This is a genomic window from Acinetobacter sp. (assembly GCF_039596015.1).
In the GTDB taxonomy this organism is placed as follows: Bacteria; Pseudomonadota; Gammaproteobacteria; order Pseudomonadales; family Moraxellaceae; genus Acinetobacter.
The window spans coordinates 92,769-117,613 of record NZ_JBCNKN010000007.1 but is presented as its reverse complement, the minus strand read 5'-3'; the positions used below and the strand labels follow the sequence as shown (position 1 = coordinate 117,613).

The following is a 24,845-nucleotide window of genomic DNA, read 5'->3' as shown; positions in this document are numbered from 1 at the left end:
AATTTATTGCGCTGTGGTTGCAGCAGGTTGAGCTGTTGCATGAACAGGCGTGTAGTGCAGTCCAAGTGTTGAACTTGTATATTGACGCACTTTATCAAGCAATACAGGATCTTTGATCAGGTCTTGTTTATATGAAGGAATAATTTCATGCAATTTAGCATTCCATTCACCTTTAGTTTGTTCAGGGAACGCTTTTTCAAGAACATTCAAGATAATGTAAGGAGATGTTGATGCACCCGGAGAAGCACCCATTAAGGCTGCTACAGCATGATCTTGAGATACAAATACTTCTGTACCAAATTGCAATTTAGCAGGTTTACCATCTTCTTTTTTGATGATCTGAACACGCTGACCACCTTGGTTTAAATGCCAATCTTTAGGATCTGCATCTGGGTAATAGCGTTTTAATTCTTTAAAACGATCTGCATCCGACATCATCACCTGACCAATTAAATATTTCACAAGGTCAAGGTTTTCGATACCAATGGCAGCCATAGGTAATATGTTGTTTTTATTGGTATTCGCAATAAGATCAAGTTGAGAACCATTTTTCAGGAACTTGTTTGAATAAGTCGCAAATGGGCCAAACAAGACATATTTTTTCCCATCAATATAACGGGTATCGATATGTGGAACAGACATTGGAGGCGCACCAAAATCAGCACGACCGTACAATTTAGCTGTGTGTTGTGCAGTGATTTTTGGGTTGTCTGTGATCAGGAATTCACCACCTACAGGGAAGCCTGCATATTGTTTTGCTTCTGGTAAGCCTGTCATTTGCAACATTTTGATTGCCGCACCGCCAGCACCAATAAACACAAAACGTGTTTTCACATGGCTAGTTTTGCCTGTTTTTAAATCTTTAAATTCTACAGACCATGTTTTGTCTTCATTTGGACTAATCGCGGTAACTTCTGTAGAAGTTTGTAATTTAAAGTTAGAACCTTTTTCAAGATGATTCACTAACTGCGTGGTAATCGAACCATAGTTCACATCTGAACCGATTTCCATACGCGTTGCCGCAACTTTTTGCTTTGGATCACGACCTTCCATAACCAATGGTGCCCATTGTTTGATTTGGTTCGGATCTTCTGTAAATTTCATGCCTTGGAAAATTGGGCTTTTAATCATCGCCGCATAACGCTTTTCTAAGAATTTAACGTTATCGTCCATGACAAAGGCATGGTGTGGAACAGGGTTGATAAATGTATTTGGCTGACCTAAAACATTTTGTTTTACCTGATATGACCAGAACTGCTTGGCAACTTCAAACTGAGACGCCACTTTTTCTGCTTTTGAAATATCCATTTTACCGTCTTTTTCTTCGGTATAATTCATTTCCATGAAGCCAGAATGTCCAGTCCCTGCATTATTAAAGCCGTTAGAGCTTTCTTGTGCGACTTTATCTAAACGCTCATACATACGGATTTGCCAGTTTGGCTGTAATTCGTTTAGATATGTTCCAAGTGTTGCACTCATGATGCCGCCGCCAATCAGCACAACATCAACAACTGGCTCGCCTTTTTCTGTTTGAACAGGTTTAGAAGCTACGGGTCTAAACAGGAATAGCGTTGCCACAATGATTAATGCTATCAGCAGCATCAATACAATTTTTAAAAATTTATGCACTCAATTTACCTTAAAAATTCAATAACCTTGCCTGGTTTGGCTGAAAGATCTAACGCTAAGAAGGGTTCAAAAAGACGTTTGAAAAAGAAAAAACGTATTTGAAGAGCAGAGAAAGATCGCGCTAAATAATACTTTAGTATAGCAATTGTAAAATTAAATGAATAGATAAAGAGCGATCAGTTTGTTTTTGAACAATCACATAGTTGTGTGAATTTTATAAAATATAATGAATAATCACGATGTTACTGCTAATCGAGTGCTTTCATAAAGTTGAAGAATAAAAACATGATTTTGAAGTAAAAATGAATAATCTAAATGAATTAAACCGCCAATATTGATATGACCACATGCTTGGTGTCATGGGGCGGAGAATGACTTGAATGATTGGATATGACGGTACATCTTTGCATCGAATATTGAATTAAAAGGAAATCTATTTCTTTGAAAATAAAGTATTATCTGTTAATTAGCGTTTAAGAGGAATTGAAATAGAAGGGAATCTACAGATTTTGAGTGAAGTATGAAGTTGTTTTAAATAGTAGGATGAGTTGACCCAAATAAAAAAACTGAATCCGAAGACTCAGTTTTTTGCATTTTTTAAGCAGTTACTGTTTTTTCAGGTTGGGCAATTTTTTGTTTGACCAAGGCATATGCCACACCCGTGACCAAACTTCCTACCGCAATAGCCAATAAGTATTTCACAGGGTAGTTAATGGCATTTGGAATAACCAATGCAATAATTCCGCCGTGTGGTGTAACCAACTGACATTTAAACATGGCAACCAAAGCACCTGTAACCGCACCACCTGCGATGGTACAAGGAATTACACGGATCGGATCTTTAGCCGCAAACGGAATAGCACCTTCAGAAATGAAACATAGACCTAGAACCACAGCTGCTTTACCCGCATCTTGTTCAGGTTTAGCAAACTTATTTTTTGCAAGGAAAGTTGCAATTGCCATCCCTAATGGTGGCACCATGCCTGCTGCCATGGTAATCGCCATTGGCTCGTAGGTTTGCGAGGTTAATAAGCCAACAGTAAACGCATACGCTGCTTTGTTGATTGGGCCACCAAGGTCGATACACATCATTGAACCCAACACAATACCCATAATCATGGCATTGGCTGTACCCATGTGTGCAAGGAAGTCTTTGAGGAGTTCAAACAAGTGTGCAACAGGCTGCCCGACCACATAAATCATGATTAAACCGACAGCAAGGCTTGCAAGAAGTGGAATAATCAAAATCGGTTTTAAGGCTTCAAGGCTAGACGGAAGCTGGACTTTTTTCGCTAAGAATAATGCAATGTATCCCGCAAGAAAGCCTGCGACCAAACCGCCCAAGAAACCTGCTTGTAGCTGTGCGGCAAGCAATCCCCCAATTAAACCTGGCGTTAATCCAGGACGGTCGGCAATTGAGTAAGCAATATAGCCTGCAAGCATTGGAACCATCAGCGTAAATGCAGCAACACCAATTTGTTTTAAGGCTGCGGCAAAACTGCCATCGACTGGATTTAGACCAAAAATAAAAGAAATCGCAATGATCAGACCACCAGCAACTACCATCGGTAGCATGTAAGACACGCCTGTAAGTAAGTGTTTATATACACCGACTTTTTCTTTTTTCTCAGCCGTTTCAGAAGAAGCACTTTGTTTGCCTGATTCAAGAACTTGTGCTTCTTGAATGGCATTGGCAAAGGCTTTGTCAGTTTGTTTTAAGGCAAAACCAGTACCACAGCGGTAAACACGTTTCCCGACAAAGCGGTCTGTGTTGACTTCAATATCTGTTGCAAGAATAACCACATCGGCCTGAGCAATACTTTCTGCTGAAAGAATATTTTTTGCCCCTACCGAACCTTGGGTTTCAACATCAATTTGATAACCGAGTTTGGCAGCGCCTTGTTGCAGTGCTTCGGCTGCCATAAAGGTGTGTGCAACCCCTGTAGGACATGCAGTGATGGCAACAAAACGTGTTGCAGCAGTCGTTTGCGGTTGTGCTGCGAGTTCTTCAGCAGAGCGGGCTTGGCTAAGTGCTTGCTGAAGTGTCGTTTCAATAGGGTCATTAGCTTGGTCAAGTGTAATGACGGCTGCTTTTTGAGCATCATTGAGTTTTAAACTTGGCAGCGCCTGACCGACAACCATAATTGTTGTCGCAGTTGCAGTCTCTATATTTTCGGCAGAGGGTGCAACATTTGCTTGGTAACCTAAAATAGATGCAGCTTGAGCAAGTTTTCTCGCCAAAATCAATGCATTGACAGGTTGTTCAGGGCAATGGGGGACAAATAAAATGTTCTGATTCTCTGACATCATATTAACTCAATGGATTGATGACGATTTGTTGCTTCAAATCTTCAATAACGTCTAAATTGGGTACATGGAAACCAATTTGGGTGACAGCATGGCTGGCAATTGCGGTTGCAGTTTTTAATGTTTCTTCAGCCGAAGTTTGGTTGACTAGACCGTGAATCATTCCTGCAACCAGTGAATCACCTGCACCTACCGTACTTTGAACCTGTACCCGTGGTGCAGAGGCATGCAGGGGATGTTCTGGACGTAACCAGTTCACACCATGTTCACCCATAGACACCACAATATGTTCAATTTTCATATTCGGTAGAGCGTTAAACAACTGTTGTTGTTGTTCGACACTCTCGGCAGCACGTTGGTAAGTTTCAGCCAGTTCATCGGTGTTGGGTTTAATCAGCCACGGATTTGCTGAGATAGCCGCATGTAATGCTGCGCCACTGGTGTCTACCGCAACTTTTTTACCTTGCTGCTGTAGCCATTCAATTAGTTGTTGCAATTCATCAGGGCTAAATCCTTGCGGTAAACTGCCTGCAACGACAATCACATCAACTTGACCAAGTACACTTTGTAATTTGTCTTGTAATTGCTGTTTTGCAGCTGCATCTACCCAAAAACCTTTGCCGTTGATGTCAGTCATGCGACCCGACTGTTCTGCAATTTTAATGTTTTGGCGAGTTTCACCTGCAACATAAACAAATTGGTTGTCAAAGTGTTGATCTTGGAAATGATGTTCAAAAACTTGACGGTTGGCTTCGCCTAAGAAACCACTGACGATGAGCTCATGTCCTAAATCTTTAAGCACTTGTGCTACATTCAGACCCTTACCTGCGGCATGACTTTGTGCAGCCTGTTGGCGATTGACTTCGCCAACACGGAGTGTGTCTAACTGCAAGGTGATATCGATTGCAGGGTTAAGGGTAATCGTAAGAATTTTTGCCATAACTTATTCAACCAACTCACGTACAGCCGTTGCACTTTCACAGCGTAAAGCTTGTTGCGCCAATTGTTGGCAGTGTGCAAAGTTCAAATTGCGGATTTGGGCTTTTACCAATGGAATGCTGGCACTCGACATACTCAGTTCATCCACACCTAGACCCATTAAAACAGGGACTGCTTTTGGATCTGCTGCCAATTCACCACAAATTCCGACCCATTTGCCGTATTGGTGTGCTGAGCGTACCGCTTGGTCGATGAGTAACAACACGCTTGGGTGTAAACCATCAGCTTCGGCTGAAAGCAGTGGGTGACCACGGTCAATTGCCATGGTGTATTGGGTTAAGTCGTTAGTACCAATACTAAAGAAGTCAACTTCTTGCGCTAAAATTGGAGTCAGTAACGCAGCAGCAGGGACTTCAATCATGATGCCCACTTGCAAGTTATCACATGGATATTCAGCACGAACTTCATCCAAGATCGCTTTCGCTGCACGCCATTCTTCAACACGCCCGATCATTGGGAACATAATACGAAGAGGACGATTATCCGCAGCTTTAAGCAACGCTGCCAATTGTTGACGCAACAATTCAGGTTTGCGAAGCGTTAAGCGAATACCACGTAAACCTAGGAATGGATTTTCTTCTGGCGAAATTGGTAAATATGGCAGTGGTTTATCCCCACCAACATCTAGGGTACGAACCACTAAAGGACGACCAGCCAATGCATCGAGTACCACACGGTAGTCGGCTTCTTGTGCTTCTTCGTTTGGCGCGCTGTTGTGCGACATAAACACCAGTTCGGTACGCAATAAGCCAATTGCTTCTGCACCATGTTTTACAGCTTGAGCCGTTGCATGGACTTTACCAATATTGGCTGCAACTTCGACATGATGCTGGTCAAGCGTAACTGCTGGTTCCAAACAATGCCGTTCAGCTTCTTCACGAAGTTGTTGGTGTCTTGCACGTTCAGCAATGGCATGGTCAATCAGACTTTGCTCAGGTTCAACAACAAATTCGCCGTTATCACCATTAATTAAAACAGTAGTGTTGCTTTCGATATTTAGAACATCAGCGCCAGCACCCACGACAGCAGGAATACTCAAGGCACGGGCAACAATGGCACTATGCGCACTTGCACCACCAACAGCAGTTAAAATGCCTGCTACGCGATCTTTGTTAAGGCGTGCGACATCACTTGGACCAACATCGTGCATGATGAGAATATAAGGTTGTTCAGGTTCAGAAACCTCGGGTACACCACATAAGACTGCTAAAACACGTTCACCAATATCACGTAAATCGGCAGCACGTTCAGCTAAAAGACGATCTTTTAACGCTTCTTGCGCTTTTGCCGCAGACTCAATATGGTCATGCCATGCCGCAGGTGCAGACAAGTTTTGTTTTAAACCACGTTGCACGTTCTGGATTAAATCTGGGTCATCCAGCATTTCTAGATGCGCCATAAAGATTTGTTTGATGGCACTAGACTGGGTTTGCGCAATAAATTGGCGAATGCTGTTTTTCACTTGGCGAATGGCAATATCCAAACGCTCGCTTTCTTGTTTTAAGCTATGTCCAAAACGGTCATATTGAAATTTACGTGGTTTTACAACATGCGCTGGGCCAAAGGCCAAACCTGCTGATGCCGCAATCCCTTTACTATTTCCGTCATTTGGCTGATCAAAACTAAGAACTTCGGGAACCTCTTGTGGCTGAGCCGTATATTCATCAATCGGTTCAACTTCTTCACCCAAGCCATCTTTAACCGCTTGAATAACCTCATCCAAGCCTGCAACGGCATCGGTGTTAGGTTCGGCGATGAACGTCAGTGTCTGACCACGACGACAACCCACAGACAATAATTTAGTTAAACTTTTTGCTGAAACAAATGCGCCATCATTTACTGCAACCCGAATATCGCCTTGGAAGTTTTTGGTGATATTGACCAATTGTGTTGCAGGACGCGCATGTAGACCATGTGCATTGGCTAAAATAATGGAACGGGCAGGCCAATCAGGAATGACTTCAGCACCAATTAACTGCGCGATTTGGTGGCTGTTTTGTTCTTGTTGAATCAAACTCAGTTGTGCAGGGTCAAACAGAATATCCATCAAGCGGTTAAACTGAGGCATATCTAACTGATCGTTACTGGCGATACAGAGCAACGTATTCAGTTCTTGATCTTGGTGTGCGATCGCCTGCTCAGATTTTACAATACTGACTGCGGGGCTAAGCACATGCTGATTTGCCGTAATTGACCAAATCCCTTCACCAAGATGAATCATGCGTTTTGGATTGAGTGAAGACAGAAAACCACATTCAATCAGCTTTTGTTGTTTTAATAACTGTGTACCGTGCCAAATCAAGTCTTCTACATCGTGTGCCGCCACTTGGGTTGCAATCAGATTTTCATGTAAAGACAAAGAAGGTGGTTGAGCTTGTAATAACTCAATAATCTGTTCAGCAGACTTTGCATGTTTAACTTGTTCTGAAACATCGTGAATTAAGGCACGTGTCAGAATTTGTAAGACTTGCAAATGTTCATCCGATTTTGCTGCAATTACGACAGCCAAATAAATTTTATTTTCTCCATCCCATACGACACCTTCTGGAAAATGAGCTAAGCGCACCCCAGTTTCTAGAATATATTGGCGAGATTGAGGTGTGCCATGAGGAATCGCAATTCCTTGACCCAAGTAGGTTGCACTTTGCTGCTCACGAGCCGTTAGGCCTTGTATATATTCGGGTGTGACCAGTTGATCTTCAACCAAAATATTCACTAGACATTGCAACGCCTGTGCTTTATCTACAGCATGTTGATTCATGCGAACATGTTGTATATCTAGCGCTATCATAAAAATTCCTTGAAAAACATCATAATTTGAACTGAGGCGGTGCCTTTCTGGAGAGAAATAAAAGCCGAATTTTACTCGGGTTTTCAGTGAAAATCAGTCTTTTTTTGGTCATCATTTTAGTTTTTTGTGAAGATCGTTGTAAGCGTATTTTTTGTGATCATTGTAGAACTGAAAAAATAACAGGCTGAATATCATAAAAAATTTTTATAATTTATAGGTTTATGTTGGGGCGAGAGGGAATCATTTTATTCACAAAGCAAAGAAGTTTTATAATAAAAAAATTGTAAAAAGAGATCATCCTGATGACGCCTGCATGTCGATTATTAAAATCAAAAAAAATTGAGTTTAGTGTTCATGAATATGAACATGATCCGCAAGCCAAAAGCTTCGGTTTAGAGGCCGCGGAAAAACTGAATTTGGACGTTGCTGAAGTTTTTAAAACACTCTTAGTGACGGATGATAAAAATCATTATGTTGCTATTTTGCCTGTTCAACATCAGCTTAACTTAAAAAAAGTTGCAGCAGCACTAGGCTGTAAGAAGTTACACATGGCTGACCCGAAAGATGCCGAGCGATTAACGGGTTATCTGGTTGGAGGAATTAGCCCATTAGGGCAGAAAAAACGCTTAAAAACAGTTGTAGATCGCACGGCTCAAAGCTTAACAAAAATGTATGTGAGTGGTGGCAAGCGTGGTTTGGATATAGGTTTAAATCCAAATGATCTGGCACAAATTTTAGATGCCAAATTTGCAGATGTGGTAGATGAATAAAAAAACGGGATCAAAAGGTCCCGTTTTTAAACAATTTTTTATTTTAGATGAATTGTAGGAATAACCAGTAAAGAGCTGCGGATAAAACCATTGCACATGGAAGGGTCAGTACCCATGCCATCAAGATGCTTTTTACGGTTGCCCACTGTAAGCCTGATTTGTTGGCTGTCATGGTTCCTGCAACTGCACTGTTGAGCACGTGAGTAGTACTTACAGGTAAACCAAATTTATCTGCCGCAATAATTGTTCCCATTGCAACCAGTTCAGCTGACATTCCTTGACCATAAGTAAGGTGTGTTTTACCAATACGTTCACCAACAGTCACCACAATACGTTTCCAACCGACCATTGTGCCTAGACCTAAGGCCAACGCAACCGCAACTTTTACCCAAGTTGGAATGTATTGTGTTGCTTTATCTAGGTTTTTACGATAATCAGAAATCGTTGCTTTTTGTGAATCGTTCAGACGATCAAGTTGATGATCTTTATCAAGATGTTTTAAGGTTGTGCTGCTTAAATACATATCGTTACGCAGATTCACAGTTGCTTGTTCAGGTACTTTTGCCATGCTGCCATAACTTGCAACAGCTTGACCTAAATGATCTGATAATGATGCAACCGCAGGAACAACCTGTTCGTTCATTTGGTGTGTTTGAATGTATCGTGTTAACACAGCACGTGCTTGAGCACTCTGCATATTTTCTGGATTTACGATCAGTGTATGGGCTGCTTTTTCAGACAATGCAGCAAAAGACTGAACTTGGCTAGTATCCATAGTTTTATTGAGCGAATATGCCAATGGCACAATCCCGATCAGAATAAGCATAATTAAGCCCATTCCTTTTTGCCCATCGTTTGAACCATGTGCGAAACTGACACCCGTACAGGTTAAAATCAATAAGATTCTGACCACAAAAGAAGGTGGTTGAGTGCCTGTTGGCGCCTCAAATACTTCAGTTTTACGTTTCTTTAAAACCAATTTTAATAATAAGAATGCAGCAGCCGCTAAACCAAAACCAATCAATGGAGAGAAAAATAAGGCTTTGGCAACTTTTAACACTTGCTCCATATCTACGCCACTTACGCCATCTGTAGCGGAATGTAGAACCTGATTCATAATTCCCACACCAATAATTGAACCAATCATGGTATGTGAGCTAGAAGCAGGGATTCCGAAGAACCATGTGCCTAAATTCCAGATGATTGCTGCAAGTAATAATGCGAAGACCATCGCAAAACCTGCACCACTGTTGACGTGTAGAATTAGTTCAACAGGGAGGAGAGCAATAATCCCGTAAGCAACCGCACCACTTGCTGTGAGTACACCGAGGAAGTTAAAAAAACCTGACCACATCACCGCCATAGGGGCTGGCATGGCATTGGTATAAATGACGGTTGCGACGGCATTGGCAGTATCGTGAAAGCCATTTACAAATTCGAAGCCTAGCGCAATAACCAGAGCAACACCGAGCATGATGAATGAAAATGCACTGAGCGGTGGTACATGTGACAAGTCAAATGTAAGTTGCATTCCGATATAGACCAGCGAGCTGATAATCACCGTAGCAAAAATATACTTAAACCACGATGGTGTCGGTGCATTGACGTTAGAAGAAGAGTAGGAAATATATGCTTGTTTTGAAGCAGAAGTCGAAACAGCAGATGCCTGATGATTCATACTATTGGGTTACGAAATTAAATTGGCTAAAGTCTGAAACTTTAATATGACAGTTAGATGACACCTTAAGACAAGATTAAGAGAATTATGTGATGTATAAATCAGTTTATAGTAATAATTTGATTTAATTTACGAATTTTTGGGTGTGTTTTGTCATATTTCTATCATAAAATTGAAATATTTCTTCTGATTTATATCCTTGTGGTGCTGGTTATTTTAGCGTAAAAAGTTTCTCAGACAGTAAAATAACGAACATAACGCTCATCTTTAGAAGTGCCAAAGTATAGAAAAATGAGTGATGTTTTTTGAACCAAATTTTCACAATCTATTCGTCCGTGTAGAGGTGATTGTAGGATCAATTTTGGCTAATTTTAAAGCATTTTTTCTAAATGCGCTGACCTAATGTGTAATCTAAAGTCATTTTATTGCATATTTAATGTACAGATTTTGCTTTTTAAAATTAGGTATTAGTTAGTGTTTTGGATAATATTTATACAAATTAAGAAGAGGTGGCTTAGAAAATTGCGTTTCTTAATTATTTCTTAATCAACAGACTCCTTCATTGTATCCAGTTGAACGAATAGCCAACGTTTATGCCGATTTTGCAAAAAATTAGCTCAGACTGAACCTGATTTTGAACAAATATCGGTAACTGCCAGATTAGGTTTGAACCAACACATCAGTATGGAATACTTATTGTAGAACTGGTTTAAGTCATTATTAATTATAGCTAAAATACATTTAACTGGTGTCTTAATTTGATATGATAATTCTGAATGTAGAGGACACTGAATAATAAGTTATTTAAATAGCATTATACAAATGGGGTTTAATAAATTATGAATGGTTTAATAGCAAGATTTTTAAATAATTTTAGTCAGTGGCATGAAGTAGGGTTAACAATAATAAAAACTATTACTGCGATTGGAATATTGTGTTTAGTGGCCTATCTTTTGACAATTGGTTATATCCCTTCAGAGATTAGCTTTGGTGATACACTTATTTTCTTATTGATTTTTGTCGCGTGCTCTATTGTCTACTCTGGATTAAGCACAATGCTTTTTTGCTTTGGTATCTCCTTAATGCCTCTAGTGTACTTAATCTTTAGTACGGTGGATAAGTATTTACCACCACATATAAGGATAGGCAAAAAACTTCCCTTTCCAAAGATGAGTATTCTCACATTAGGAGTATCCCTTTATCTTTTATATATCATTCGTGGTTTATTATTATTGCATTGGAAAATCAGCCTTTATGTAGCCCTTACTTCAGCTTTTATATCTCTGTTTTATTATGCTTTTTACATCAATCGACAGAAGATTAAAGAGTTCAATAACAAGTTTGAGAACTTAAAAGATATTATTGATGATCCTGATACGAGTGAAAATTTTAAAAAATTTGCTAGTACTAAATTAAAGAGATTAGAAACGCATATTAAAGATAGTATACAGATCTCTTTGTTTCTTATTCTTATTCCGCTTGTTCCTATGTTCTTTATTGGAGATATTGGTGAACTGTTCTTGGATTTTACTATGCAAAAAACAGGTGTGCGTATAGACAAAGCAACACTTTATATTAAAGCGCCTTATGCCAATTTAATTAATTTACCCAAAACGACAAATAAAGAACTAAGCCAATATCAAACCTTTATTTTTAAGAATATAACAGTTTTATTTCAAGGGATTGGTAAAAGTACTTTAATTTCTTATAAAGTTAAAAATATTGAAAAACAGATTATAATTCCAAATGAATATATTATTGTAGAAAAAGTTCATAAAGTTGATGAGTAATAGACTTCAATCAACTTTATTCCTATTAAAAATGACTTTTTAATTTATAGATTTTTGAAATTATAATTTTCATTAGCATATTTTCTTTTCAGCAGGTTTGATCTTTCTGACCTGAACATCTGTAAGCATTGCAACGCTTCCCGCAGAAATCTGCGGGTATAAAAATAAGGGTAATTACATATACCCCCAATTATCCCCCTCGGTGTGGGGGATTACAAGAGAGTGCTTGATACTATATGAATAATAAAAAAGGCTTAAACCCTTTAGATCTAAGCCTTTTAAGATGACACTAGATGTTATAAGAATAGAAAATGGCGGTGAGAGAGGGATTCGAACCCTCGATACGCGCAAACGTATACACACTTTCCAGGCGTGCTCCTTCAGCCACTCGGACACCTCACCAAGTCGCGCGATAATACAGAAAAAAAAGACTTCTGCCAAGTTACAATTATAGATTTTGAGCAAAACTGCTCACACAGTGTTAAGATTGCAAAATAATAATTGATGATAGTCGTCTTTTTATGCAACACACCGCAAAAAAAGCTCCATTACCTGCAATCACGCTTGCGGCACTAGGGGTTGTATTTGGTGATATCGGAACCAGTCCGTTATATGCGTTTGCTCAGACATTCTCTAGTGCACACGTGACAATTTCGGAAGCCACAGTCTTTGGGATTCTGTCGCTTATTTTCTGGTGCATCACCTTATCGATTAGCTTTAAATATGTATCTATCATTATGCGTGCAGATAACAATGGTGAAGGGGGGATTATGTCCCTTTTGGCATTATTGTTAAGAACCAAACGCATTGCAGGTAAAAACAAAATCCATTTAATTGCATTGGGTTTTGTAGGGGCATCACTCTTTTTTGGTGATGGTATTATTACACCAGCCATCTCGGTGCTATCTGCGATTGAAGGCTTGAGTCTTGCGACCCCCGCATTTGACCGATGGTTAATGCCCATTGGGTTGGGGATTTTGACCGCATTGTTTATGATCCAGCGCCACGGTACAGGGGCTATGGGCAAGTTCTTTGGTCCGATTACCCTAACATGGTTTATTTCTATCGGATTGTTGGGGTTGTGGAGCATTATTCAGACTCCCCATATTCTGCTTTTTATAAATCCATATTGGGCCATTGAGTTTGCAATTCATCAACCTTTCGTGGCTTTTATTGCGATGGGTTCAGTGGTTTTGACGCTTACAGGTGGTGAAGCACTCTATGCGGATATGGGACATTTTGGACGGTTACCGATTCGTTTAGCTTGGTTTATCGTGGTTTGTCCATGTCTGTTGCTGAACTATGCAGGACAGGGTGCCTTATTGCTTCGCAATGCAGCAGCAGTATCCAATCCATTTTATTTGATGGTTCCAGATTGGGCCTTATATCCGATGATTGGTCTGGCGACAGCCGCTGCGGTGATTGCATCACAAGCTGTGATCACAGGCGTATTTTCAATGGTGAATCAGGCTATTCAATTACGCTATTTGCCTCGATTGACCGTCAACCATACTTCAGATGTCGAACAGGGACAAATCTACGTCCCTTTTATTAACTGGGTCTTGTATATCTCGGTTTTTATTCTGATTATTCTTTTCAAAAGCAGTAGTAATCTGGCAAGTGCCTATGGTGTTGCTGTGACAATGACTATGCTGTGTGTCACTATCCTGATTTCAGTTTTGGCATACGGTTCATGGCGTTGGCCGTGGTGGAAAGTTGCATTGTTTGCGATACCATTTTTAGCACTGGATGGTGTATTTGTGTCGTCTACTGCATTAAAGATTGTTTCTGGCGGATGGGTTCCTATCGTTATTGGTGCAATTGCATTTACACTATTAATGACATGGAAACGTGGTCGTGAAATTGTTTTTTCCCGTCTTGAAAAAGATGCCCTGCCATTAGATTTGTTCATTAAAAGTATTGGCATGGGTGATGAAACCAAGTACGTACCAGGTGAAGCAATTTTCTTAACGAGTACACCAAATATTGTTCCACATGCCATGTTACACAATATCAAGCACAACAAAGTATTGCATGAACGCAATGTGTTGGTGACTGTGATTACACAAGATATTCCTTATGTCGGTGATGAAGAACGCTTATTTATAGAAAAACTGGATGATCGTTTCTACCGGATCTTTGTTTATTATGGATTTAAAGATCAGCCCAATATACCGAAGGCATTAGAACAGGCCTATGCATCGTTAGATTTTGAATTTGATATGATGCGCATGAGTTTCTTTATTTCACGAGATCGTTTGATTCACACCGTCGGAGATGGAATGTCACCTTGGCGAGAAAAACTGTTTATTTCAATGTATCGAAATACCAGTCCTGTCAGTGATTACTATCAAATACCAACCAATCGTGTTGTTGAATTGGGTAGTCAGATTGAAATTTAGGTTTCAAGCTACAAAAAAAGCAAGGATACTGATCCTTGCTTTTTTTATATAAAAATTAAGGCGCTGGTGGAGGCGTAGGCTGAGCATTGCTTGCTGGTTGCGGCGCATCAGTCGGTGGAGTCGTTTCTGGTGTTACAGGTTGAAACTTGCCACTACTCAATAAATCCTGTAAAGAACCAGGTTGACCATTGACCGTTGTACTTACTTTAACTTGAGCTAAACTTTCAAGTGTTTGACCAGGTTGTACCGCAGGTTCAGCAAAAGCAGATGTTGCGCCAAGCAAACCTATTGTTAACCCCATTGATATCCATAAATTACGCATGATTCACTCCAAGGGAAAATGAAGCTAAAACTAGCCGATTAAATTAATTTTACATTCCCATAAATTACATAAATGATCAATGTTTATGTACTGAAGATCAACAAAATATTACTGAATTAAAGATGAATTCGATATTCCGCATAAGGATTAATCGTTTGATTTATTAAAAATATACTTTCTAAAAGGGGCTTGATAAGCTCGTTACTGGTGCATCAACAATGATGTCTGCATGATATAAGGATACCTGATTCAACATGCCTGCAAAACGACAATACGATTATAAAGCTCAGACTTTACTTGTGACTTTGCTGACATTGGGGGCAGTACAACATGTATCTGCACAAACGTCAGGATTATCTTCACTTTTTTCAAGTAGTAGCTTTCAGTGTCTGGGGCAGTTTTATCAGGATGCACCGCCATTTTTAAATAAAGACAGTTTAAATAAAAATAGTTATCCGCTGTGTTTTAATGGCTTTAATGTGATGTATTCAGGCGTTTCAAAAACACCTTTATGGAGTGCAGAGCATTTGACCGTTCAACGGTTGAGTCAGAAAATTAAACGTCAAGATAGCTTCCATGAAGAAAGCCAGATACCTAGTGAATACCGTGCGACTTTGTCTGACTATCGTGCGTCAGGGTATGACCGTGGTCACATGTCTCCTAATGCAGATATGCCAGATACTGCATCGCAATATGACAGTTTCACGTTAGCGAATATTGTGCCGCAAGCGCCTAAAAATAATCAGGAAGTATGGCGTAAATTAGAAGAAGCAACGCGCTCAATGGTAAAAAAGAATAAACAGGATGCCTATGTCGTGACAGGCCCTATTTTTTCAGGGAAGCGTTTAAAAACCATTGGAAATGGTGTCTTGGTTCCAACTGCTGTGTTTAAAGCCGTCTACTATCCAAAAACGGGTGTAATCGGTGCGTACTATGCGCCAAACAATAACTCGCAACAGGTTTATGTAGTGAGTGTGTGTGAAATTGAAGATCTGACAGGTTTAAATATTTTTCCACGTTTAAACGAAGAAACAAAACGTAAAGTCTACCATTTACCGTTGGTGTCAACAGAGATCAAAGCCAATCAAAAGGTTGAATATCTAAATTGGGATGCCAAAAGCCAATGTGCTGTGGATGTGACGGATCAATCTTTACAGGCGTTACAAAAACAATTTCAACCCGGCCCAAACCATACTGAAGCCACAACTTCTACACAAGATGCCGATCCATCTGCAACAAAGCAGGATGATAATATCAGTGCGATCCCAGAAGGGTTGATTCAAAAATTTGCAAAAGAATTGATTGAGTCCTTATTAGAGTTTATTTTAAAACTGATAAAAACATCATGATAAGAACCCAATAGAATGCGTTCTTGAGGAAAAAATTATGTTTAAACCATTTGAAGATGATCATGCTTCATCTGCAATTTATGATTTAACGCTGGAAAATCAACTCGATTGCATCAATATCTATGGTAATTTGCAGGTCACAAAAGATAAAAAAGGGTTGGAAACTGCCAAAGCATTGCAAAATTTTGTCAACGCGATGGTCGAAGCCTTGGAGAAAGATGAACATTTGCCTGAACAAATTACATTACAACAACCACAAGAAGTAGAAAATCCATTTCTATAAACAAAAAGTGGTCGATGTAATAGTAAGCTTGTTATCTGGAATATTTAAGTTTTTGTAAACAAAAGGTTGCTGCAAATAAAATAGACATGGTCAGTACAATGCTGAGACCGCTGGCAATATTGAGTAAAGCACTTGACCATAACCCAACAGCGAGTGCAATTTGCCCCAAAATAAAAGCAAAAATAACCATTTGTTTTGGGGAGTCTGATAACAAACGTGCCGTCAGGGCAGGAATGACCAGTAGCGCACCCATTAGTAATGAACCCACAGCACGTAAAGCCAGTACGGTGAATAAAGCCAGCAACAACATAAATATCAGACGTTGCAGTTGTGCGTTGATTCCTTCACTCATCGCCATGTCTGGGTCGATGGCAATGCGTAACTGAGCTGTCCATGAACGCCAGAGTAGTGCAACCGACACTAAAATAATCACAGCAAAAATAGGGAGTTCTGCCCAGCTAATTGTTAGCAAATCACCAAAGAGATAACTCATTAATTCGGGACGAAGCGTTGGTAAATGCTGGATTAATAATAATCCTGAACAAAGCAATGTGGCTGAACATAAGGCCAGTAAAGCATCGTTAGGTAAGCGACGATCATGCAATGCCCATAAAATAGCCACCAGTAACAGTGCCAGAAACCCAACGCCTAACCACATCGGAAGTTGTAGCACGGCTGCCAGAGCAACACCGAGTAAAGTGCCATGTGACATGGTGTCGGCAAAAAAGGACATTCTGCGCCAAAGCATCAGACAGCCTAAAGGTGCAGTCAAAATAATTAAACAGGCACCCATCACCCAAGCGGGAAGTAATAATTGTAACCATTCCATCATGCGTTAGGTGTCCATTTCAGGGTGAATATGAGGATGATCGCCATGCGAGCAAGGTTCTGCATGGTCACCATGCGCACAGTGATCATGATGATGTTGATAAAACACCCGTTGTTGCCCGAATATCGCTTGATATTCAGGATGATGCTGAATATTTTCAGGTAGTCCACTACAACAGATATGTTTGTTTAAACATACGACTCGTTGTGTTCCCTGCATTACCCATTGTAAATCATGTGAAACCATAACAATGGCGCAACCATAACGCTCGGGAAGGCTACGAACATAGTCATAGAGTTCAGCTTCAGATTGAATATCCAGACCTTGCATCGGTTCATCTAAAACCAGAACATTGGGTTTGCGTAAAAGCGCACGTGCTAAAAGAACACGTTGCCGTTCACCACCAGACAGTTGTTGAACCTTGGCATCTTGTAGTTTGAAGATCCCCGTTTCTTCAATAATGTGTTGTTTGTGTGCAGCATCACATTGTTCAAGTGCTAAAAGATCTTTGACACGCAAAGGGAGGCTATGTGAAGGATTAAATTTTTGTGGGACGTAAGCAAACTTGAGCTTTGAACTTTTTTTGATCTGACCTGAGTTTGGTTTGACGATACCAAGTAAAACCTTAATTAACGTCGATTTTCCAGCGCCATTGGGGCCAATAATCGTCACAATTTCATTGGGTTCAAGCTCAAAATCAACCTGTTTTAAAATCTCACGGTCATCTATACGCACATTAATTTGTTGTAAAGAGATCAGCGGGGCAGGGGCTATGGACGTTGACACTGCTGACAGATTCCTGAAATTTCAATAATAGTATGATGAATATTAAATTGGTCAGATTCAGCCAATTGATTTAATTGGGTTAATAAACCTTCGGCAGAAGCTTCTTTGACTGCTTTACATTGGGAGCAAATCAAAAATGCAGCCTGATGCCCTTCACGTGGGTGACAACATGGAATAAAGGCATTAATGGAACTTAGACGATGAATGAGACCTTTATCGAGCAAGAAATCTAAACTGCGATAAACAGTGGGTGGTGCGGCTGGTTTATCAGAGGTATTTTTAATTTGTGCTAAAATATCGTAAGCACCAATTGGTCCTGTTGCATTTAAAATTAATGCTAAAACTTCTTTGCGCAATGGAGTCAGGCGCGCGCCAGTTGCCGAGCATAAGGTTTCGGCCTGTAATAAGCGTGCATTGACATCACCATGATCATGCACCTCATGTAGAGCATTAACATGTGAATGCGAACATGAACTCATAATTTTCTCACTTGTCACACATCAAATAAATACGAATTTAATTATAAAATATCACTATTTTTACTGTTATAGTGTAACATTGTTGCTTGAGCATTGATAATAAAGTTGATGGAGCCCCCCATGATGAAGCGCTTTTTGGCAATCTGGACATTACTTTTATGTAGTAGTCAGTTATGGGCACAAGGTCTTGTGGTATCGATACATCCATTATTTCTGATCGCACAGGAAATCACCAAGGGCGTGGAGCGGCCTCAGCTCTTATTGGGAAATCAATCTGGGCATGATGTTCAATTAACACCAGCCAACCGAAAAGCCATTCAGGATGCAGAACTGGTATTGTGGCTAGGGAAAGCACATGAAGCACCGTTAGAAAAACTACTGGGTCAAAATCCTAAAGCCATCTCATTGTTGAATATGAACATTTTGGCAACATTGCCTTTGCGTGATATTCGTGGAAATGCGATTGCCAATAGCGTGGATACACATGTCTGGCTTGATCCAAATAATGCTGTGCGTATCGGTTTCTTTATTGCTGCGTTACGTTCCAAGCAACATCCAGAAAGTAAGGCCATTTATTGGGCCAATGCGCAAAAATTTGCCAAACAAATGCTGCAACAGAGCCAAAAATTTGGACATCATAAAAAACCAGTGGCCTATTGGTCATATCATGATGCCTATCAATATATGGAACGCTCATTAAATTTAAAACTCGCTGGAGCTTTGAGTGAAGACCCGCATTTAGCACCAACAGTTGCACAAATTAAATATTTAAGCGATACACGACCTTATCCAAAAATGTGTTTATTGGCAGAAGGGCAGGCTGCAAGTAGTCAATATCAAAAACTGCAACCATTCCAATTTGAGGCTGTAGACGAAAGTATGAGTGGCGAGTCGAATTTCATTAAGGCATGGGATGATTTAGCTCAGACAATACAGAAATGTACAGTAAATACACAAAATTAGACGAATCAATGAAAGCTTAACATTAAATTAAAAAAGCACAGCTTTTTGCGAAAATCATACGACTTAGATCGGGAAATGATTGCATGTTTAGGGGGGTGACTCTATAATGCCTGCGATTAAAAACGATCATCAGCTAAACTTGTCAAGCATTGTTGCTGTGAGTAGAGAATAATGAGCCTTAAGAGTCGTTTGATTGACCGACGATTGGCGAAAGCTTTGGTCTTCTTACAAGCATTTATGATTCCTGTTTCAGCCTTGATGGCATGGATCGTGAAAGATCTCACTGCTGCTAAAAGTGCTGCACTTGGTGCATTACTTTGTTGGTTAGCAACGAGTTACTTTTCTTGGCAATCTTTTCGGGTTGCTGGTGCACGAGCCTCCAAACAAGTGCTGTCCAACATGTATCGAGGCATGATGGGAAAATTTGCGATTGTGATCGTTGGACTTGTTTTGATTTTAAGCAATGTCAAACCGTTATCTCCGGTCGCATTGTTTTGTGGTTTTATTCTCGTTCAAACCATGTCGTGGGTTGCTCCATTTTGGGTGTCACGTCTACAAAAACGAGTATAAGCGCATAAAAATTGAATATTAGAGTAGGAACGGGATATCTAGCAGCGTGCGATATACGTTTCTCTTTTTGTGATTGACATTGACCAGGTGTGATTTATGGCTGCTGAAGAACATGCCCTTACTTCGACAGAGTATATCAAGCATCACTTGACCAATTTAACCTATGGCAAAATGCCAGATGGTACTTGGAAATTGGCTGAGAATGCGAAAGAAGCTCACGATATGGGGTTTTCTGCTATTCACTTGGACTCAATGGGTTGGTCAATTGGCCTTGGTTTCATTTTTTGCTTGATTTTTTGGTGTGTTGCTAAAGCTGCAAATGCTGGCGTACCAACAAAATTTCAATCTGCAATTGAAATGATTATCGAGTTCGTTGACTCAAGTGTCCGCGATACCTTCCATGGTAAATCACGTTTAATCGCTCCACTTTCATTAACGATTTTCGTGTGGATTTTCCTCATGAACTTAATGGATTTGATCCCTGTTGACTGGATTCCACATCTAGCACAAATCGTGGGTACAAACGTATTTGGTATGGATCCTCACCACGTATTCTTCAAGATTGTTCCATCTACAGATCCAAACATTACCCTAGGTATGTCTTTATCTGTATTTGTTCTTATCTTGTTCTACAGCATCCGTGAAAAGGGTGTTGGTGGTTTCGTTGGCGAGTTGGCATTAAACCCATTTAACCCAAGTAACCCAGTTGCAAAAGCGTTACTTATTCCAGTTAACCTTATTCTGGAACTTGTAACTTTCCTTGCACGTCCAATTTCATTGGCACTCCGACTATTCGGGAACATGTATGCGGGTGAGTTGATCTTCATCTTGATCGCATTATTGCCGTTCTGGATCCAATGGGCGTTGTCTGTGCCTTGGGCTATCTTCCACATTCTTGTTATCACGTTACAAGCATTTATCTTCATGATGCTGACTATCGTATACTTGAGCATGGCAAGCGAAAAACATTAATGGTAACGCCTAACTATCACAGGGTGGTTAGGCACAAAATTTTTTAATTTAATTGGTATAAACCTAACCTCTGAGGAATTTTTCATGTCTATCGTTCCAGGTTTAGTTGCAATTGCTGCTGCTATCTTAATCGCTTTCGGTGCTTTGGGTACGGCAATTGGTTTTGGTCTTTTAGGTGGTCGCTTCTTGGAAGCTGTTGCTCGTCAACCAGAATTGGCTCCACAACTTCAAACTCGTATGTTCTTAATCGCGGGTCTTCTTGATGCTGTGCCTATGATCGGTGTTGGTATTGGCTTGTTCTTCATCTTCGCTAATCCATTTGTAGGTTAATCAGCTTAATTCCTAAATTAAACTATTGAGGAATAGCAATGAATATCAACCTCACATTGATTGGCCAAGCAATTGCATTTGCGATTTTTGTCGCATTTTGCATGAAATTTGTATGGCCACCACTAATCAATGCGATTAGTGAGCGTCAGCGTAAAATCGCTGATGGCTTAAATGCTGCAGAAAAAGCGAAAGCTGACCTTGCTGATGCGCAAGCACAAGTAAAGCAAGAGTTAGATGCAGCAAAAGCACAAGCGGCTCAATTGATCGAACAAGCGAACCGTCGTGCAGCACAATTGGTCGAAGAAGCGCGTATTCAAGCATCTGCTGAAGGTGAGCGTATCCGTCAACAAGCGAAAGAAGCTGTTGATACAGAAATCAATTCTGCGCGCGAAGAATTACGTCAACAAGTTGCTGCTCTTGCAGTTACTGGTGCAGAAAAAATCCTGAACCAGCAAGTTGACGCAGAAGCTCACAATGCCATGCTGACTCAGCTGGCTGCTAAACTTTAAGAGAGGCAGATTATGGCTGAATTCTTGACGTTAGCACGCCCATACGCTAAAGCAGCATTTGCTTACGCTTCTGAGCAAAGTGCAACTGACAATTGGTCAAATGCATTAAACCTGCTCAGTGCTGCGGTGCAAGATGAAGCATTTTCAGCTTACTTAAATCGCCCTGAGCTTACACCTGCTGAGCAGGTTAGTCTTTTTGCAAAAGTTTTAGGCGAAGACCAAACTGCGGCAGTGTCAAACTTTTTGACATTGCTGGCTGAAAACAGTCGTTTGGCTTTGCTTCCTGAGATTACTGCAGAATACGAACAACTCAAATCACAGAATAACAATACTGTGGATGTTGTGATTGAATCAGCATTCCCGTTGACTTCTGTACAAGAACAATTACTGGCTCGTGCGTTAGAAAAACGCTTTGAAGCTGCAGTAAATGTAACTGTAGAAGTTAATCCTGCATTAATTGCAGGTGTGGTTATTCGTGCAGGCGACCAAGTGATAGATGATTCTGCGCTTAACAAGCTTGAAAAAATGCGGACACGTCTTCTTGCTTAATTGCATAGAAGACTGAACTAATTAAAGATTGAGGTATAGCGCAATGCAACAACTGAATCCATCCGAGATCAGTGCGCTCATTAAACAGCGTATCGGCGATCTGGACACCAGCGCGACCGCTAAAAACGAAGGTACCATTGTTATGGTATCCGACGGTATTGTGCGTATTCACGGCCTTGCTGATGCAATGTACGGTGAAATGATCGAATTCGACGGCGGCTTATTTGGTATGGCACTGAACCTAGAACAGGATTCAGTGGGCGTCGTTGTTTTAGGTAACTACTTAGGCCTTCAAGAAGGTCAAAAAGCTCGTTGCACAGGCCGTGTATTAGAAGTTCCGGTTGGTCCAGAACTTTTAGGTCGTGTCGTAGATGCTTTAGGTAACCCAATTGATGGCAAAGGCCCAATTGATGCAAAATTAACTGATGCTGTTGAAAAAGTAGCACCAGGTGTAATTTGGCGTCAATCAGTGGATCAACCTGTACAAACTGGTTATAAATCAGTAGATACAATGATCCCTGTAGGTCGTGGTCAACGTGAGTTGATCATTGGTGACCGTCAAACTGGTAAAACAGCAATGGCGATTGATGCGATCATCGCTCAGAAAAATTCTGGCATTAAATGTGTATACGTAGCTATCGGTCAAAAACAATCGACTATCGCTAACGTAGTGCGCAAGCTTGAAGAAACTGGTGCTATGGCGTATACCACTGTTGTCGCAGCTGCGGCAGCTGATCCAGCAGCAATGTTGTATTTGGCTCCATATTCTGGCTGTACAATGGGTGAATATTTCCGTGACCGCGGTGAAGATGCGTTAATCATTTATGATGACTTGTCTAAACAAGCTGTTGCGTATCGTCAAATTTCATTGCTTTTACGCCGCCCACCAGGTCGTGAAGCATATCCTGGTGACGTATTCTATTTACACTCACGTCTTCTTGAACGTGCTTCTCGTGTATCTGCTGACTACGTTGAGCAATTCACTAAAGGTGAAGTTAAAGGCCAAACTGGTTCATTAACTGCATTGCCAATTATTGAAACTCAAGCCGGTGACGTATCTGCATTCGTACCAACGAACGTAATTTCTATTACAGATGGTCAGATCTTCTTAGAAACTTCATTATTCAACGCGGGTATTCGTCCTGCGGTGAACGCGGGTATTTCGGTATCGCGTGTTGGTGGTTCTGCTCAAACTAAGATCATCAAAAAATTGTCTGGTGGTATCCGTACTGCTTTGGCGCAATACCGTGAATTGGCAGCATTTGCTCAGTTCGCTTCTGATCTTGATGAAGCAACTCGTAAGCAACTTGAACATGGTCAACGTGTAACTGAGTTAATGAAGCAAAAACAATATGCTCCTTACTCAATTGCTGACCAAGCTGTTTCAATTTATGCATCTAACGAAGGCTACATGGCTGACGTTGAAGTGAAGAAAATCGTTGCATTTGATGCTGCGCTTATTGCTTACTTCCGTTCAGAACATGCTGCGTTAATGCAAAAAATCGATGAAACTGGTGATTACAACAAAGACATCGAAGCTGCAATCAAAGCAGGTATTGAAAGCTTTAAAGCGACTCAAACTTACTAAGTTCTGTCTTAGTTAGGTTTGGTTCACGGATCAACCTTCGGAAGCTCGAAAGAGCTTTCGAATACTAGGTTAAGCGTATGGCAAATTTAAAAGAAATTCGCGCCAAAGTAGCTAGTATCAAGAGCACGCAAAAGATTACTCGCGCGATGCAAATGGTAGCAGCTTCTAAGATGCGTCGTGCGCAAGAGCGCATGGCTCAAGGCCGTCCGTATGCCGAAAATATGCACCGTGTAATTGCTCATTTGGTACAAGCGAATCCTGAATATAAACACCGTTATATGGTTGAACGTCCAGTAAAACGCGTTGGCTATATCATTGTGTCTTCAGATCGTGGTTTGGCAGGTGGTTTGAACATTAACTTGTTCAAAAAAGTTGTTAAACACGTACAACAACAACAAGAGCAGTCAATTGAAGTTCAATTTGCTTTAATTGGTCAAAAAGCGGTTTCGTTTTTTAAAAACTACGGCGGTAAAGTGCTTGGTGCAACTACGAACGTGGGTGATGCGCCAAGTCTTGAACAGTTATCTGGTTCTGTACAGGTGATGTTAGATGCGTTTGATAAAGGCGAATTAGATCGTATTTATCTTGTATCCAACGGCTTTGTCAATGCCATGACTCAAAATCAAAAAGTTGAACAACTTGTTCCTTTAGCTGCGGCTGATACGGATGAGAGCCTGAACCGTCAATACGGTTGGGATTATATCTATGAACCAGAAGCTGAAGAGCTATTAAATGGTTTATTGGTTCGCTATATCGAGTCTATGGTTTATCAAGGTGTGATTGAAAACATCGCTTGTGAGCAATCTGCACGTATGGTCGCAATGAAAGCTGCAACCGACAACGCAGGTGAGCTGATCAAGAGCCTACAACTTATTTATAACAAGCTGCGTCAAGCCGCGATTACTCAGGAAATTTCTGAGATCGTTGGTGGTGCCGCTGCCGTTTAACAT

At 40.6% G+C, this 24,845-nt stretch carries 22 protein-coding genes and 1 tRNA gene; 13 read left to right on the top strand and 10 right to left on the bottom strand.

Annotated elements, in window-relative coordinates; translation table 11 throughout:
- Positions 1 to 3: 3 nt before the first annotated feature.
- The 4 genes from mqo to ptsP form a co-directional block, all read right to left on the bottom strand.
- Positions 4 to 1,629: a malate dehydrogenase (quinone) gene (gene mqo, locus ABDV70_RS09205; protein WP_343597229.1), complete on the bottom strand. Its 1,626-nt coding sequence runs from the start codon at positions 1,627 to 1,629 to the stop codon at positions 4 to 6.
- Between the two features lie 597 nt (positions 1,630 to 2,226).
- On the bottom strand, positions 2,227 to 3,936 hold the full coding sequence (locus ABDV70_RS09200; protein ID WP_343597270.1) for a fructose-specific PTS transporter subunit EIIC: 1,710 nt from the start codon (positions 3,934 to 3,936) through the stop codon (positions 2,227 to 2,229).
- Between the two features lie 4 nt (positions 3,937 to 3,940).
- On the bottom strand, positions 3,941 to 4,876 hold the full coding sequence (gene pfkB / locus ABDV70_RS09195) for a 1-phosphofructokinase (protein WP_343597227.1): 936 nt from the start codon (positions 4,874 to 4,876) through the stop codon (positions 3,941 to 3,943).
- Positions 4,877 to 4,879: 3 nt separating this feature from the next.
- Positions 4,880 to 7,726, bottom strand: coding sequence for a phosphoenolpyruvate--protein phosphotransferase (ptsP, locus tag ABDV70_RS09190; RefSeq protein WP_343597225.1), 2,847 nt, complete (start codon positions 7,724 to 7,726; stop codon positions 4,880 to 4,882).
- Between the two features lie 302 nt (positions 7,727 to 8,028).
- Between ptsP and ybaK the strand changes: the two genes are divergently transcribed.
- Positions 8,029 to 8,496, top strand: coding sequence for a Cys-tRNA(Pro) deacylase (gene ybaK, locus ABDV70_RS09185; protein WP_343597223.1), 468 nt, complete (start codon positions 8,029 to 8,031; stop codon positions 8,494 to 8,496).
- A gap of 43 nt (positions 8,497 to 8,539) precedes the next feature.
- Here the strand turns inward: ybaK and ABDV70_RS09180 are convergent, their stop codons facing one another.
- Entirely contained in the window at positions 8,540 to 10,174 is a 1,635-nt protein-coding gene (locus ABDV70_RS09180) for an inorganic phosphate transporter (RefSeq protein WP_343597221.1), read from the bottom strand.
- A gap of 839 nt (positions 10,175 to 11,013) precedes the next feature.
- Between ABDV70_RS09180 and ABDV70_RS09175 the strand changes: the two genes are divergently transcribed.
- A complete protein-coding gene (locus ABDV70_RS09175; protein WP_343597219.1) occupies positions 11,014 to 11,964 on the top strand; it encodes a hypothetical protein in 951 nt (316 codons plus the stop codon).
- 312 nt (positions 11,965 to 12,276) lie between these two features.
- On the opposite strand, the gene ABDV70_RS09170 is transcribed toward ABDV70_RS09175, so the two are convergent.
- Positions 12,277 to 12,366: transfer RNA gene (locus ABDV70_RS09170), tRNA-Ser, on the bottom strand.
- A gap of 119 nt (positions 12,367 to 12,485) precedes the next feature.
- Between ABDV70_RS09170 and ABDV70_RS09165 the strand changes: the two genes are divergently transcribed.
- Positions 12,486 to 14,366: a potassium transporter Kup gene (locus tag ABDV70_RS09165; protein WP_343597217.1), complete on the top strand. Its 1,881-nt coding sequence runs from the start codon at positions 12,486 to 12,488 to the stop codon at positions 14,364 to 14,366.
- 55 nt (positions 14,367 to 14,421) lie between these two features.
- On the opposite strand, the gene ABDV70_RS09160 is transcribed toward ABDV70_RS09165, so the two are convergent.
- Entirely contained in the window at positions 14,422 to 14,688 is a 267-nt protein-coding gene (locus tag ABDV70_RS09160; protein WP_343597216.1) for a hypothetical protein, read from the bottom strand.
- A gap of 254 nt (positions 14,689 to 14,942) precedes the next feature.
- On the opposite strand from ABDV70_RS09160, the gene ABDV70_RS09155 reads away from it, so the two are divergent.
- Both ABDV70_RS09155 and ABDV70_RS09150 read left to right on the top strand, forming a co-directional pair.
- Positions 14,943 to 16,037, top strand: coding sequence for a DNA/RNA non-specific endonuclease (locus tag ABDV70_RS09155; RefSeq protein ID WP_343597214.1), 1,095 nt, complete (start codon positions 14,943 to 14,945; stop codon positions 16,035 to 16,037).
- A 37-nt stretch (positions 16,038 to 16,074) separates the two neighbouring features.
- Positions 16,075 to 16,320 carry a hypothetical protein gene (locus tag ABDV70_RS09150; RefSeq protein WP_343597212.1) on the top strand — a complete coding sequence of 82 codons (246 nt, stop codon included), beginning with the start codon at positions 16,075 to 16,077 and terminating at the stop codon, positions 16,318 to 16,320.
- A 31-nt stretch (positions 16,321 to 16,351) separates the two neighbouring features.
- On the opposite strand, the gene znuB is transcribed toward ABDV70_RS09150, so the two are convergent.
- From znuB to ABDV70_RS09135, 3 genes are read right to left on the bottom strand one after another with little or no spacing between them, the layout of a single operon-like run.
- A complete protein-coding gene (gene znuB / locus ABDV70_RS09145; RefSeq protein ID WP_343597210.1) occupies positions 16,352 to 17,152 on the bottom strand; it encodes a zinc ABC transporter permease subunit ZnuB in 801 nt (266 codons plus the stop codon).
- A gap of 3 nt (positions 17,153 to 17,155) precedes the next feature.
- Positions 17,156 to 17,944, bottom strand: a complete 789-nt coding sequence (gene znuC, locus ABDV70_RS09140; protein ID WP_343597268.1) for a zinc ABC transporter ATP-binding protein ZnuC — start codon at positions 17,942 to 17,944, stop codon at positions 17,156 to 17,158.
- Complete coding sequence (locus ABDV70_RS09135) at positions 17,920 to 18,414, bottom strand: transcriptional repressor (protein ID WP_343597208.1); 495 nt, start codon at positions 18,412 to 18,414, stop codon at positions 17,920 to 17,922. Before ABDV70_RS09135 ends, znuC begins: the two co-directional genes overlap by 25 nt.
- Before the next feature lie 123 nt (positions 18,415 to 18,537).
- On the opposite strand from ABDV70_RS09135, the gene ABDV70_RS09130 reads away from it, so the two are divergent.
- From ABDV70_RS09130 to atpG, 8 genes are all read left to right on the top strand, one after another.
- Positions 18,538 to 19,377, top strand: coding sequence for a zinc ABC transporter substrate-binding protein (locus tag ABDV70_RS09130; protein WP_343597267.1), 840 nt, complete (start codon positions 18,538 to 18,540; stop codon positions 19,375 to 19,377).
- A 171-nt stretch (positions 19,378 to 19,548) separates the two neighbouring features.
- Positions 19,549 to 19,947: an ATP synthase subunit I gene (locus tag ABDV70_RS09125; protein ID WP_343597207.1), complete on the top strand. Its 399-nt coding sequence runs from the start codon at positions 19,549 to 19,551 to the stop codon at positions 19,945 to 19,947.
- A 96-nt stretch (positions 19,948 to 20,043) separates the two neighbouring features.
- Complete coding sequence (gene atpB / locus ABDV70_RS09120; protein ID WP_343597205.1) at positions 20,044 to 20,919, top strand: F0F1 ATP synthase subunit A; 876 nt, start codon at positions 20,044 to 20,046, stop codon at positions 20,917 to 20,919.
- Between the two features lie 84 nt (positions 20,920 to 21,003).
- Entirely contained in the window at positions 21,004 to 21,249 is a 246-nt protein-coding gene (gene atpE / locus ABDV70_RS09115) for a F0F1 ATP synthase subunit C (RefSeq protein ID WP_004750052.1), read from the top strand.
- A 38-nt stretch (positions 21,250 to 21,287) separates the two neighbouring features.
- Positions 21,288 to 21,758, top strand: a complete 471-nt coding sequence (locus ABDV70_RS09110) for a F0F1 ATP synthase subunit B (protein ID WP_343597201.1) — start codon at positions 21,288 to 21,290, stop codon at positions 21,756 to 21,758.
- A 12-nt stretch (positions 21,759 to 21,770) separates the two neighbouring features.
- Positions 21,771 to 22,307: a F0F1 ATP synthase subunit delta gene (locus ABDV70_RS09105; protein WP_343597199.1), complete on the top strand. Its 537-nt coding sequence runs from the start codon at positions 21,771 to 21,773 to the stop codon at positions 22,305 to 22,307.
- 43 nt (positions 22,308 to 22,350) lie between these two features.
- On the top strand, positions 22,351 to 23,895 hold the full coding sequence (gene atpA / locus ABDV70_RS09100) for a F0F1 ATP synthase subunit alpha (RefSeq protein WP_004902728.1): 1,545 nt from the start codon (positions 22,351 to 22,353) through the stop codon (positions 23,893 to 23,895).
- A gap of 77 nt (positions 23,896 to 23,972) precedes the next feature.
- Positions 23,973 to 24,842 (top strand): F0F1 ATP synthase subunit gamma, encoded by an 870-nt coding sequence (gene atpG, locus ABDV70_RS09095; RefSeq protein WP_004902727.1) that lies wholly within the window; start codon positions 23,973 to 23,975, stop codon positions 24,840 to 24,842.
- Positions 24,843 to 24,845: the final 3 nt, after the last annotated feature.

What these genes read in the sequence shown, in the direction of transcription:
- atpA (WP_004902728.1), top strand. Translation starts at nt 22,351, where the DNA reads ATGCAACAACTGAATCCATCCGAGATCAGTGCGCTCATTAAACAGCGT.
- ABDV70_RS09155 (WP_343597214.1), top strand. Translation starts at nt 14,943, where the DNA reads ATGCCTGCAAAACGACAATACGATTATAAAGCTCAGACTTTACTTGTG.
- ptsP (WP_343597225.1), bottom strand. Translation starts at nt 7,726, where the DNA reads ATGATAGCGCTAGATATACAACATGTTCGCATGAATCAACATGCTGTA.
- znuB (WP_343597210.1), bottom strand. Translation starts at nt 17,152, where the DNA reads ATGATGGAATGGTTACAATTATTACTTCCCGCTTGGGTGATGGGTGCC.
- ABDV70_RS09150 (WP_343597212.1), top strand. Translation starts at nt 16,075, where the DNA reads ATGTTTAAACCATTTGAAGATGATCATGCTTCATCTGCAATTTATGAT.
- atpB (WP_343597205.1), top strand. Translation starts at nt 20,044, where the DNA reads ATGGCTGCTGAAGAACATGCCCTTACTTCGACAGAGTATATCAAGCAT.
- ybaK (WP_343597223.1), top strand. Translation starts at nt 8,029, where the DNA reads ATGACGCCTGCATGTCGATTATTAAAATCAAAAAAAATTGAGTTTAGT.
- pfkB (WP_343597227.1), bottom strand. Translation starts at nt 4,876, where the DNA reads ATGGCAAAAATTCTTACGATTACCCTTAACCCTGCAATCGATATCACC.
- ABDV70_RS09175 (WP_343597219.1), top strand. Translation starts at nt 11,014, where the DNA reads ATGAATGGTTTAATAGCAAGATTTTTAAATAATTTTAGTCAGTGGCAT.
- ABDV70_RS09110 (WP_343597201.1), top strand. Translation starts at nt 21,288, where the DNA reads ATGAATATCAACCTCACATTGATTGGCCAAGCAATTGCATTTGCGATT.
- atpE (WP_004750052.1), top strand. Translation starts at nt 21,004, where the DNA reads ATGTCTATCGTTCCAGGTTTAGTTGCAATTGCTGCTGCTATCTTAATC.
- ABDV70_RS09180 (WP_343597221.1), bottom strand. Translation starts at nt 10,174, where the DNA reads ATGAATCATCAGGCATCTGCTGTTTCGACTTCTGCTTCAAAACAAGCA.
- ABDV70_RS09130 (WP_343597267.1), top strand. Translation starts at nt 18,538, where the DNA reads ATGAAGCGCTTTTTGGCAATCTGGACATTACTTTTATGTAGTAGTCAG.
- ABDV70_RS09125 (WP_343597207.1), top strand. Translation starts at nt 19,549, where the DNA reads ATGAGCCTTAAGAGTCGTTTGATTGACCGACGATTGGCGAAAGCTTTG.
- ABDV70_RS09165 (WP_343597217.1), top strand. Translation starts at nt 12,486, where the DNA reads ATGCAACACACCGCAAAAAAAGCTCCATTACCTGCAATCACGCTTGCG.
- ABDV70_RS09200 (WP_343597270.1), bottom strand. Translation starts at nt 3,936, where the DNA reads ATGTCAGAGAATCAGAACATTTTATTTGTCCCCCATTGCCCTGAACAA.
- ABDV70_RS09105 (WP_343597199.1), top strand. Translation starts at nt 21,771, where the DNA reads ATGGCTGAATTCTTGACGTTAGCACGCCCATACGCTAAAGCAGCATTT.
- atpG (WP_004902727.1), top strand. Translation starts at nt 23,973, where the DNA reads ATGGCAAATTTAAAAGAAATTCGCGCCAAAGTAGCTAGTATCAAGAGC.
- ABDV70_RS09135 (WP_343597208.1), bottom strand. Translation starts at nt 18,414, where the DNA reads ATGAGTTCATGTTCGCATTCACATGTTAATGCTCTACATGAGGTGCAT.
- ABDV70_RS09160 (WP_343597216.1), bottom strand. Translation starts at nt 14,688, where the DNA reads ATGCGTAATTTATGGATATCAATGGGGTTAACAATAGGTTTGCTTGGC.